9 protein-coding genes and 2 tRNA genes are annotated in these 11,568 nt (G+C 64.5%); 3 read left to right on the top strand and 8 right to left on the bottom strand.

Features of this window, described 5'->3' with window-relative positions; genetic code table 11:
* Position 1: 1 nt before the first annotated feature.
* The 7 genes from GGD90_RS05080 to GGD90_RS05050 form a co-directional block, all read right to left on the bottom strand.
* On the bottom strand, positions 2-2,029 hold the full coding sequence (locus tag GGD90_RS05080) for an aminotransferase class III-fold pyridoxal phosphate-dependent enzyme (RefSeq protein WP_153115183.1): 2,028 nt from the start codon (positions 2,027-2,029) through the stop codon (positions 2-4).
* Positions 2,026-2,898: an aldo/keto reductase gene (locus GGD90_RS05075; RefSeq protein ID WP_153115182.1), complete on the bottom strand. Its 873-nt coding sequence runs from the start codon at positions 2,896-2,898 to the stop codon at positions 2,026-2,028. Before GGD90_RS05075 ends, GGD90_RS05080 begins: the two co-directional genes overlap by 4 nt.
* A complete protein-coding gene (locus tag GGD90_RS05070; RefSeq protein WP_153115181.1) occupies positions 2,891-3,547 on the bottom strand; it encodes a class I SAM-dependent methyltransferase in 657 nt (218 codons plus the stop codon). The genes GGD90_RS05075 and GGD90_RS05070 overlap by 8 nt, the downstream gene beginning before the upstream one ends.
* Positions 3,548-3,558: 11 nt before the next feature.
* The gene (gene pseC / locus GGD90_RS05065) at positions 3,559-4,743 is read right to left on the bottom strand and encodes a UDP-4-amino-4,6-dideoxy-N-acetyl-beta-L-altrosamine transaminase (protein ID WP_153115180.1); all 1,185 of its coding nucleotides are present in this window, start codon (positions 4,741-4,743) and stop codon (positions 3,559-3,561) included.
* Positions 4,744-4,746: 3 nt separating this feature from the next.
* Entirely contained in the window at positions 4,747-5,751 is a 1,005-nt protein-coding gene (gene pseB, locus GGD90_RS05060; protein WP_153115179.1) for a UDP-N-acetylglucosamine 4,6-dehydratase (inverting), read from the bottom strand.
* A 34-nt stretch (positions 5,752-5,785) separates the two neighbouring features.
* Entirely contained in the window at positions 5,786-7,027 is a 1,242-nt protein-coding gene (locus tag GGD90_RS05055) for a tetratricopeptide repeat protein (RefSeq protein WP_194258223.1), read from the bottom strand.
* A 222-nt stretch (positions 7,028-7,249) separates the two neighbouring features.
* A complete protein-coding gene (locus GGD90_RS05050) occupies positions 7,250-9,046 on the bottom strand; it encodes a GGDEF domain-containing protein (RefSeq protein ID WP_153115177.1) in 1,797 nt (598 codons plus the stop codon).
* Positions 9,047-9,167: 121 nt separating this feature from the next.
* Between GGD90_RS05050 and GGD90_RS05045 the strand changes: the two genes are divergently transcribed.
* A tRNA-Thr gene (locus GGD90_RS05045) sits at positions 9,168-9,241 on the top strand.
* A gap of 247 nt (positions 9,242-9,488) precedes the next feature.
* Here the strand turns inward: GGD90_RS05045 and GGD90_RS05040 are convergent.
* Positions 9,489-10,517, bottom strand: coding sequence for an IclR family transcriptional regulator (locus GGD90_RS05040; protein ID WP_228273622.1), 1,029 nt, complete (start codon positions 10,515-10,517; stop codon positions 9,489-9,491).
* 87 nt (positions 10,518-10,604) lie between these two features.
* Here GGD90_RS05040 and GGD90_RS05035 point away from each other — a divergent pair, with 87 nt between their 5' ends.
* Positions 10,605-11,222 carry a ParA family protein gene (locus tag GGD90_RS05035; RefSeq protein WP_153115176.1) on the top strand — a complete coding sequence of 206 codons (618 nt, stop codon included), beginning with the start codon at positions 10,605-10,607 and terminating at the stop codon, positions 11,220-11,222.
* A gap of 121 nt (positions 11,223-11,343) precedes the next feature.
* Positions 11,344-11,420 (top strand) — tRNA-Met (locus GGD90_RS05030).
* Positions 11,421-11,568: the final 148 nt, after the last annotated feature.

Below are 11,568 nucleotides of genomic sequence, written 5' to 3'. Positions count from 1 at the left end.
CTCAGTTCAGACGCTTGAAGCCGGCGTGGCAGAGCGGCCCGTTGAGCCGTTGCATGACGTCGTCGCCGTCCTCGCAGGCGCGGATCATCGCGAACACCGGGTCGAGCGCGGCGAAGAATCCGGCGACTATCTCCGGCGTGTGCTCGGTGCAGACGTACGTGCAGTTGCCGGCGAGGTAGCCCTGGCGCAGCATTTCCTGCGTGATCAGCGTCTTGTAGGCGAGCGCCTGCGGGCTCTTGAAGCTGAAGCCGGTGAGCGCCGGCAGGCCCCAGTGCTCGATCGCCAGGCCGTACTTGTCGGCGAGCGCCTGCCAGCCGCCGCGCACAGCGAGGCCGGTGTCGGTGATCGTCGTCCACGACTGCAGGCGTTCCATCACTTCCAGCGTTTTCAGCGCCGCCGTCGGGCCGATGCGCTCGGTCCAGAAGGTGCTGCTGATGAAGGTCGATTGCGCCGCTTCCATGATCTCGCGCCGGCCGATGGTGGCGGTGATGCCGTAGCCGTTGCCGAGCGCCTTGCCGAACATCGCCATGTCCGGTTCGACGCCGTATTTCTTGTGCAGTCCGCCAAAGGTTTCGCGGAAGCCCGAGGTGCATTCGTCGAAGATGAGGACGATGCCGCGCGCGCTGGCGAGTTCGCGCACCTTGTGCAGGAAGTTGTCTTCCGGCCCCTTGTTGCGCACGACCTCCATCTTGATGACGCCGATGTCGTGCGCGTTTACCAGCGCCTCCAGTTCGGCGAAGTTGTTGTAGTTGAAGGGGAACACCGTTCCGCGCAGTTCGCGCGGCACGCCCTTCGGCTCGAGCCCGGGTAGCAGGTGGCCGTCGAGGCTCTTGTCGTCGGCGAGGTTGGCCGAGAGATACCAGTCGTGCCAGCCGTGGTAGCCGCAGATTGCCACCTTGTCGCGTCCCGACGCGGCGCGGGCGATGCGGATGGCGATCGCGTTCGCTTCGCCGCCGGAGCGCGCCAGCCGCACCATGTCGGCCCACGGGTGCAGCTCGACCAGTTTTTCGGCGAGATAGACTTCTTCCGGGCAGTTGAAGGTCGACATGTTGCCGGCGTCGACGGTCTGCCGCACCGCGGCGTCGACCTCCGGGTGGCCGTAGCCGAGGATGTTGGTGCCGATGCCCATGATCGACATGTCGATGTATTCGCGGCCGTCGAGATCCCAGACGCGGCAGCCGCGGGCGCGGCTGAAGTAGGCCGGCCACTGCTCGGGCAGGAACATCTCGGCGCGTTTGGAGAGCAGCATATTGCCGCCGGGAATCACGCGCTTGGCGCGTTTCCAGAGCTTCTGGCCGGTGCCGAGCGCGGCGCCCTCGTTGCGCGCCAGCGCGGCGTTGGCGGCAAACAGTCCGGGCTGTGCCTGCTGCAGCTCGCGCACCTGTTCCCAGCCGAAGTGGCGGTCGGGGGCGAAGTGTGCGAAGACAGCGCAGGCGACCTCGAAGTCGCTGGCTTCGTCGACCGTCCACCGCCAGGCCGACAGGTCGGTATCGTGGCGCAGTGCGGCGGAGCGGAAGCGTCCGGATTCGCGCAGGTAGGGCGTGACGTGCTCGCGGTCGTGCGTGCGCTGCGTTTCGCGGGCGGCGGTTTCCAGCGCCGAGCGGCGGAAGACCTCGATGTCGAGGCCGTCCGGAAAACTCGGCGGGTCGATGTTGCTGAAGTAGTCGACGCCGCTGGCCTTGAAGCGGCGGATGCAGTCGTCGACCAGCGCCGGGTCGACGAGCGGGCAGTCGCCGGTGATGCGCACGACGACGTCAGCGTCGTGTCGCTGCGCGCACGTCAGGTAACGGTCGAGCACGTCGTTCTCGCTGCCTTGTTCGCAGGCGTAGCCGAGCGCGCGCACGTGCTCGACGAGCGGCAGGTTGCGCGCGTCGGTCGAGGTGGCGACGACGATTTCGTCGACCTCGCCGGCTTTCGCCAGTCGCGACAGCAGCACTTCGATCATCGGGGTGCCGCCGATCGGCTTCATCACCTTGTTCGGCAGGCGGGTGGAGCCCATGCGGGCCTGAACGATGGCGACGACCTTCATGACAGTTTCCAGTGAGCGGGGTTGAGCAGATCGGCATCGTCGATGTCCGGCCAGGCGGGCGGCGGAATCGCACCCTCCTCGCTGGCGGCGACGATCTGCCGGAGTTGGGCGACGGAATCGACGCCGACGACGACACGGTCGCTGCCGCCGACCGACAGCGCGTAACGCACGCAGGCCTGCAGCGGACTCAGCCGCGTCGCGCGCAGCCAGTCGTCCCACGCCTGCCAGAGCGGCTGCCAACGGTTGAAATACGCCGGGCGGGCGCTAGCATCCAGCAGCAGCAGACCCTGCAGGAAGGCCGAGCGGGTGTGGACCTCGACGCCGCGCGCGCCCAGCCGCTCGATCCAGCCCGAGCGGAGCAGCCGGTGGTCGAAGAGGCTCAGGGGCGACTGCACCAGATCGGGTTTGCTCATCGCGAACAGCGCGTCGAGTTCGTCGGGCGCATAGATCGAGACGCCGGTCTTCGCGGCGAGCCCGTCGTTCTTCAGGCGCTGCAGGCCGACGATCAGCTCCGGGCCGCTCGTGCCGAGCAACTGTTCGGGGCGGTGCAGCAGTACCGCGTGCACGCGGTCGACGCGCAGGCGGCGCAGCGAGGCCTCGACTTCGGCGACGACCCAGCCGGCGAGGTCGGTGCAGTCGGCCGGGGCCGCCGGCAGCTTGGTGACGATCTTCCAGCCGGCAACGCCGATGGCGCCCAGGCGCGCCTCGCTCTCGCCGTAGGCGATGGCGGTGTCGAGCGTGTCGATGCCGCTCTCAGCCGCAGCCTCGAGGATGCGCGCCACCTCGTCGAGTGCGGGGCGGCCGTCGCGGTTGGCGACGCCGTAGTCGAGGCCGAACTGGACGGTGCCGAGCGCCAGCCGGCTAGGCATGGTCGCCCCCGCGCTTGCGCAGCGTGGAGACGGCGACCCATTCCTGCGGCTCGTCGCAGAAGGCAGTGCCGCCATGGGCGCTGACGCGATGTGCGTAGCAGGTGTAGGCCGGGTGCCAGTCGAACAGCCGGCGGAAATCCATCTTGCGCGAGTGCACGCCCGGCTTGTGGTGATACGGGCGCACCAGCGGCGTTGGCGAATGGAAGTCGTGGATGATCAGCCACGCCGGATCCGCCAGCACGCGGTCTGCTTCCTGCGCGATCCGGAACAGATCCTGCGGGTCGCACAGGTAGAGGCAGAAGCCGAACACCAGCACGTCGAACGCGGCATCGCCATGCGGCAGGGCGTCGGCCGTTCCCTGGCGGGCGGCGACGCCGCGCGCCTGCGCTGTGGCGACGGCCTTCGCCGACGGGTCGAGGCCGTGGACCTCGGCGTCGAGCCGTGCCGCCAGCCACGCCAGCCGACGCCCTTCGCCGCAGCCGACCTCGAGCAGGCGCAGCGGCGGACTGCCGGGCGGGCGCTGGCCGGCGATGTCGAGCACCGTCGCGACGACCGGGTCGGCGGCGTGGTCGATCTGCGCACAGGTGGCACGGTTGCGTTCGAACCAGGCGTCGCCTTCGGAGTGCAGGAATACGTCTTTCTGGCGCATGGCGGCTCCGTTCAGCAAGGGGCGGACGGCGACGCCGCGCCGGCGATGGCGGCGCGCACGGCGGCGATCACCATCTCCTGATCGGCGTCGCTCATTGTCGGGAAGAGAGGCAGGCTGATTGCGTGCGCGTAGTAGCGTTCGGCCTCGGGAAAGTCGCCGCGGCGGAAGCCCAGTCGCCGGTAGTCGGGCTGGGTGTGCACCGGGATGTAATGCACGTTCACGCCGATCCCCTGCGCGCGCAGGGCGGCGAAGAGCGTGGCGCGCGCGGGGCTGCCGGGGGCCTCGCCGACGCGCAGCACGTAAAGGTGCCAGCTCGACGCGCTGTCGGGTGCCTGCCGCGGACACGTCACCGGCAATGGCCGTAGCGCGGCGTCGTAACGCTGCGCCAGTTGGGTGCGCCGGGCGACGTAGTCGTCGAGCCGCCGCAACTGGCTCAATCCGAGCGCGGCCTGCAGGTCGGTCATCCGGTAGTTGAAGCCGAGAGCGATCTGTTCGTAGCTCCAGGCGCCGTCGGGCGCGCCTTCCATCTGCGCCGGATCGCGCGTGATGCCGTGGCTGCGCAGCAGCGCCATGCGTTCGGCCAGCCGCGGATCGTTGGTCGTCGCCATGCCGCCCTCGCCGGTGGTGATGATCTTGACCGGGTGAAAGCTGAACACGGTGATGTCGCTGCAGTCGCAGCCGCCGACCGGCTTGCCGCGGTAGCGCGCGCCGACGGCGTGCGACGCGTCCTCAATGATGGCGAAGCCGTATTCGTCGGCCAGCGCGCGGATGCCGGCCATATCGCAGGGCTGCCCGGCAAAGTGCACCGGCACGACGATCTTCGGCAGGCGTCCGTCGCGACGCGCGTCGGCCAGCTTGGCGGCGAGGACGGGAACCGACAGGTTGTAGGTGTGCGGGTCGATGTCGACGAAGTCGACCTCGGCGCCGCAGTAGCGCGCGCAGTTCGCTGAGGCGACGAAGGTGTTGGGCGAGGTCCACAGCCGGTCGCCGGGGCCGAGCCCGAGCGCCAGACAGGCCAGGTGCAGGGCGGCGGTCGCATTGCAGGTGGCGACAGCGTGCCGGGCGCCGCAGCCGGCGGCGAAGGCTGCTTCGAACTGCGGAACGGCGGGGCCCTGTGTCAGGAAATCCGAGCGCAGGACGGCGACGACGGCCTCAATGTCGTCATCGCTGATGTGCTGGCGGCCGTAGGGGATCATTGACTAGATGTCGTCGGCGCTTCGGTTGAATTCGCCGAGTTCGGCGATCGAAAGAAAGTGGGGGTTCGTTCCCGAGTTGTACTCGAAGCCTTGCGCCACCGGCGTTCCGTCCTCTCCCAGCTTGTTGGTGACGAAGTTGTTGCTGCGCGACGAAAACGTAATGGTCGGGCGCATGACATAGTGATCCGAAAACTCGAGCGTGAGGTGCGAATCGTCGGAAGGGCACATGATTTCGTGCAGCTTTTCGCCGGGGCGAATGCCGATGACTTTGTGTGGCAGACCGGGCGCCATCGCTTCGGCGACATCGACGACCCGCACCGACGGAATCTTGGGTACGAAAATTTCGCCGCCAGCCATCCTTTCGAAGTTCTTGAGCACGAAGTCGACGCCCTGCTGCAGGCTTATCCAGAAGCGCGTCATGCGTGCATCGGTGATCGGCAGTGAGCTTGCGCCTTCCGCAAGAAGCTTGCGGAAAAACGGAACCACCGAACCTCTTGAGCCGACGACGTTGCCATAGCGGACGACCGAAAAACACGTCCGGTGACCACCCGCCATATTATTGGCGGCGACGAAGAGCTTGTCTGAGGCGAGCTTGGTGGCGCCATAGAGATTGATCGGGTTGGCCGCCTTGTCGGTCGACAGTGCCATCACTTTCTGCACGTCGTTGCGCAAGGCCGCATGAATGACGTTCTCGGCGCCGTAGATGTTGGTCTTGATGCACTCGGTCGGGTTGTATTCGGCGGCCGGCACCTGCTTGAGTGCGGCGGCATGGATGACGTAGTCGACGCCTTGCATGGCCTGTACGAGGCGCTCGCGGTCGCGCACGTCGCCGATGAAGTAGCGCATGCAATCGGCGTTGAAGGTCTGCTCCATCTCGTATTGCTTCAGTTCGTCGCGCGAATAGATGATCAGCTTTTTCGGGCGATGACGTTCCAGGATGGTTTTGACGTATTTTTTGCCGAAAGAGCCTGTGCCGCCGGTAATTAGTATCGTCTTGTCGTCGAACATGGTCACGGTTTCCGCTTTGGCTTGTGAGTTTTGCTTATTGCTCGGTTTCGGAGCCCTGAATGGCAGCTAGCAGTTCTTCCCGGATACGCAGCACCAGATCAGGCCAGTTACCCCGTTGCGCCTGACGGAAGAGCTTGAGCGAAGGGTACCAGTGCGAAAGGCTGCCGCCACGTCCCCATCTCCAGTCGCCAGGACTCGCCAGCATCGCCCAGCCGGGCCGGTTCGTCGCGCCGGCCAGATGCAGCGTTGCGGTATCGACCGAGATGACGAGATTCAGATCCTGCAGCAAGGCGGCGGTGTCGGCCATGTCGCCCAGCCAGGGGCGTGCGTCGATGACGCCGGGCAGGGCTGCGAGATCGGCATCGACCTTGGCGCGGTCGCCGTCGTCGGTCTGCAGGCTGACGAACAGCACTTCGTCGAGTTCGAGCAGCGGTGCCAGCATGGTGGCGGGACACGACCGCTCGAGGTCTTGCGCGTGATCGGGATTGCCTGCCCAGCGCAGACCGACGCGTACGCCGCAGTCCTTTTCCGCGAGTAACTCGCGCCACGGCCGGGCAATGTCGCCTGGCGGGGCGAGATACGGCAGGTTCTGCGGAATGCTGGCGATGCGGGTCCGGAAAAGTCCAGGGATGCTCATGATCGGAACATGGAAATCGTGTTCCGGCAGGGTTTCGCCGATGGCAGTGACTTTGCCGATTCCCGGCAGACTGCGCATCAGTCGCACCAATGCCGGCGGACAGGCGATATCGACGCTCAATCCCTGCGCGGCAAGGAAAGGGAGATAGCGAACCATCATCACGCTGTCGCCGAGCCCCTGCTCGCAGAGCACAAGCAGGCGCTGTCCGGCGAGATAGTTACCGTCCCAGGACGGCGAGGCGGGACGTACGACCCTTTCCGGGAAGGCTCGTAGCCGTTCTTCGTAGAAAGGCCAGGCTGTCTCGTAGTCGCCGTAACTGAGTTGGCAGAGCGATGCTTCAAAGCGCAAATCGTGTGCGCCATTCCGCTTTTCCGCTGCGATCAGGAAAGTTCGCGCGGCAAGCTCGAAATCGCCGAGGCGGCGCGAGGCGACTGCGAGATTTTCCCAGAGCACGGAAGACTCGGGCGCGAGAGACAGCGCCCGGCCAAAACACGCGCGAGCGGCGTCGAGTTCCTTGCCTTGCTCCATCAACACCATGCCGAGTGCGTTCAGCAACTGCGGGTCTTCGGCGTGCTCGGCGACGGCGGTTCGGGCAAGGTTCTCCGCTGCGGCAAGCTGGCGCGCGTTGACCAAGGTCATGATCGATGCGAACAAAGCCTGTGGGCCAGACTGCGTCATTCGTGGTGCTCCGTAAAGCCGTTGATCCATATCGGGTGTTGGCCGGCGTATGGTACTCGCGAGTCGCTCGCCGCCTGCGTTCGGATATCTATCGGCCATTCGGCCGAGGACTTCAGGCCTCCATTGGCAGTTGGGTAGCGGCAGCTTCCGGCGCCGTGTGCGGCGGGTCCGGCCCCGTCGGGATCAGGCGGCAACAACCCGGTTCTTCCCCGTTTGCTTGGCCTGGTACATCAGCTCGTCTGCGCGCTTGGTGACGCTCGTCTGCGTGTCGGTTTCCTGCAGTTCGGTGACGCCGGCACTGAAAGTGATGAGCAGCTTGTCGTTGTTGTGCAAGAAAAATCTACGCGTCAACTCCCGCTGCAGGCGTTGCAGTATCTTGGCTGCGGCGTCGAGATCGGTTTCCGGCAGCAGCACGATGAACTCTTCGCCACCTAAACGGGCAATAGTGTCCTGCGGACGCAGGGTTTCGCGGATGACCGTTGCCAAGTGAACCAGTGCGGCATCGCCGGCATCATGCCCCAGCACATCGTTCAGTTTCTTGAAATTATCGATATCGAGCAGCCCGACACAGAGCGGGGCGTGGCGGCGCAGCGCGCGTGCAGCTTCCTTGTCAAACGCGTCTTCCAGTCCGCGGCGATTGAGCGTTCCGGTGAGCTGGTCGTGGCGGACCAGATTGCTCGCGCGGTCGAGTTCCTGCTGCAACTCGTTCACGCGTCGCTCGGCCTCTTCGACACGTGCGCGCGTGCTGCGCAGCTCGTCCTGCGAGCGCTGGGCATTGAGCTGGATGGCGCGCGTCGCGCTCATCACCTCATCGAGAACGCTCTCCAGTTGCGTGATTCCTTCGGCTTGACTGATCCGCTTGGCGCAGGACTCGATCTTGTCGTGGAATTCCGAGGTGGAGTCGGTGAATTCGGCGAGGTGATCGACGAAGCCGGCGATCAGGTTCTTGAGTGCTGTCCGGGCCTCGGTCAGCCCCTGTTTGAGCTGACTCTGCTTGAAAATGACTTCCTTCAGTCGGCGCTCGGCATCGTCGATCGCGCGGATGTTCATCGGTCGGGCGACGATTTCCTGAACGGCGGCGATCTGGCCACTCAGCCAGCGGTCGTCAAGGACGAGTTCACTGACGTTGTCGATCAGCAATTGCAACAGGTGCAACAGGCCCGCGCGCAGTTCGGTCCGGTCTTCTGCGAGCAATTCGAAGCGGAAGGCGAAGCGGCGCAGGTTGTCCTGTAGTTTCTTGAGAGACTTCAGATCGCTGGTGGCACGCGTGCCGGCGGCAAGCGCGCGCGCTTCGGCAGCAAGTTCGGGCGCGTCGCTCAATTGCGTGGCGACGACGCCATCAAGCGTGTAGGCAAAGAGCTCCCGCAACTCGGGCAGCAACTCACTGGCGCGGCTGACGCTTTTTGCATCGGCGGTGATTGCCGCAGCACTGTCGTTACCAGGCTTCTCGTCAGCGCCGATCGTCTGGTCGACCAGCGATCGTTCTTCGCCGCTGCCTTGTGCCTTCCAGGAGCGCATCAGCCCTTGCAAGCGGGAATACAGGTTGTCGTTGTTATTGGCGGCGCTGGCGAGAATGTGTTCAAGGCCCTCGCGTTTGCGCGCCGGGGTCAATCCGGCGTGATGGGTTTCCCACAGGCGAAGGATTTCGCCGATCAGTTCCCCCCATCCCAGGTCGGCACGACTGCTGACGGTCTTGATGAAATCGACGAGAAGCTTGCGCGCCTCATTCCAGTCCTCATTGCGGATGGCCTGATCGAACTGCCGGGCAAGACGTTGCTGCTCGGCCGAATCCTTCGGTAGCGCGCTGAGTAGCGCCTTCAGTTCCTGTGTCGGGAAAACGTCGCTTGCAGCTTGTGCGACGCCGGAGATTTCCTGGTAAATCGTCCGGTAATTGTCCGGCGACGGCGCCATGCGTCGGCTGGCGAGCATGCGCAGCGTTTCGCGGGCAATTTCAGAGGGGTTGGTCAGACTGGGTGGCATGGTTTGCTTGACGTCGGTGACGAATGCATTCTAAAGAGCACGGCACTTTGGCGAAAGCCGCCGTTTGAGGTTTCTGCCGGCTGCAGGGGCTGAGCTATAATGCGCGCCGATTCCAGCAAGTGCCCCCGTAGCATGAAGGTCGTGCAGTTGCCTTGTAAGCATCAGGTCCTGGTTCGATTCCGGGCGGGGGCACCATCAGCTTTTACTGGTCGTTTCGTGTACCCAAAACCCCGCGATCTGGCGGGGTTTTTGTTTGTGGACTTTTCTTACTGGCTCGGCTTGCTGCCGGCGCATCCGCGGTTTTTCTCCGCGTCCTGCATTTGGCCGGCATGCGCCGTTTTCGCGGACGTGCAGGCCTGTCCTGAACGCTAATGGCATCAGGGCTTGCTGGCGGCGGCAAGAGCTGTCAGCCCCTGGTCAAGGTTGGTGGGCTATACGGGTTTCATTGTTTATCCGTTTTGCTGCTGCGTCGTCGCCGGGCAGTGCTGGCGCTGCCGATCTCATCGCTTATCGTCTGTTGCGCAACGCCGGATTCCGCCGTGACACTGGTTTCTGGCGGGGCGGGCGCACCAAGGCGGCGGGAGAGCAGCGCGGCCGCGGCCTTGATGCTTTCCGCGAGGGGGCTGTCCCAAGCGTTGTCGAAGTTGCCCACCGACCCGAGCGAGGTAATGGCGGCGACCATCTTGCCGGTGTGGTCGAATACAGGCGCGCTGAAGCCGTTGATGCCGGGAGTCAGGCTGCCGCTGGCGCGGGCGATCCCGTGCCGGCGGGTTTCCTCGATCAGGGCGTCCAGTTCCTTTTGTACGGTAGCGAGTGGACGCCCGCTTGCTTCTGCTGCAGCGCGGACTTCCTTTTCCAGTTGCCGCTTCACATACGGCGAACGATAGAAAGCGGCAAAAGCGCGGCCGGTCGCCGAACTGGCAAGCGGCAATACGACGCCGGTGCGCAAGGTGACGGTGATCGGCCCACCGGCTTCAATCCAGCGCACACAGGTCGGGCCGTGGTTGCCCCACATCGCCAGCGCCACCGTTTCGCTGATCTGTTCACACAGGTCGTCAAGAATCGGCGCCGCCAGGCGAACCGGGTCAATGCGCGCGAGGCTCGCCAGTCCCAGTTCGAGCGCAAAGCCGCCGAGGTCGTAGCGGCCGGTGTTGGCGTCCTGCTCAACCAGCCCCATGCGCATGAAGCTGACCAGGTAGCGGTGTGCCTTGGCGGCGGCCATGCCGCCGTTTTTTGCCAGATCGCGCAACATCATCGGCCGACCGTTGGCGGCGAGTGCACGCAACAGGCGAACACCTACTTCGATTGACTGAATCCCCTGGCGTGGCTTTGCAAGATCGGTCGTCATAAATCCTCTGCGGCGGGTTTTTGTTTCATGGTCAGGGCAGCGCGAATTGTAGCCAGTGCCGCCCGGGCCAGGCGGGGAATCTTCCGGTATCGAGCTTCTGGCCGCGATCGATGCTTCATGCAAGAATTCACCGAACTCCGTTGTTGCATGGTTCCCTTGTAAATGGGGCGGGCGGCGATAACCATGAGACGAGAAAGACAGGTGGGCTTTATGCGATCAGTGCTTGTTGCCAATCCGAAGGGCGGGGCCGGCAAAACCACGCTGGCAACCAATCTTGCGGGCTACTTCGCCAATGCCGGGCAGCGCGTGAGCCTCTGCGACCTCGACCGGCAACAGTCGGCGCTGCGCTGGATGGCGTTTCGCGACGCGACGCTCGCGCCGGTTGGCGGCTATTACGCCGGCGCGCAAATGCTCTTCTCCTTGCCGCAGGATGTTGACTGGGCGGTCCTCGATGCGCCGGCCGGCTTGCAGGGCTATCAGCTCAATAACTATCTGCGCGCGGTAGATCGCGTCCTCATTCCGATCGTCCCGTCGGTATTCGACATGGCGGCCAGCGAGGACTTTCTCAATACGCTCCGCCAGGAGATGCGCGGCCGCCCGGGGGGCATCGGCATTGCCGCGATGCGCGTCGATCCGCGCACGCGCGCTGCGGCGATGCTGGAGTCCTTTCTCAAGCACTTCGACATCCCGATCGTCGCCTACCTGCGCAACGCTCAGTCCTACGTCAACGTCGCTGCCGCCGGCAAGACCATCTTCGATCCACCGCGTTCGCGTTATCAGCGGGAAAAGGAATCCTGGAATTCCCTCTTGCGCTGGCTCGAATCCTAGGCTATAGTTCGCCCCCTCGTCGCAACGCACTTCCAGCCGCAGCAAGCGCGGCAGCGAAATCAGAAAGTACGGTGTTGACGAGGTGTAGAGAAGCGTAGTATAGTTCCGCTTCTCTGACGGACGCGGGGTGGAGCAGTCTGGCAGCTCGTCGGGCTCATAACCCGAAGGTCACAGGTTCAAATCCTGTCCCCGCAACCAGCTCTTTAAAAACGAGACAATTGATAGGTGTGGGTACTTGTCGAGGTGAGCGGTCTTTCGGGATTGCGCGCTAAAAGATGTAGTGCTCGCACTAGATGTAAAACTGTGATTTTGGGGAGACCCAGAATTGCGACGTCAAGCGAGAGTT

The organism is Rhodocyclus tenuis (assembly GCF_014197755.1).
Classification (GTDB): domain Bacteria; phylum Pseudomonadota; class Gammaproteobacteria; order Burkholderiales; family Rhodocyclaceae; genus Rhodocyclus; species Rhodocyclus tenuis.
This window is presented reverse-complemented; position numbering and strand designations above follow the sequence as displayed.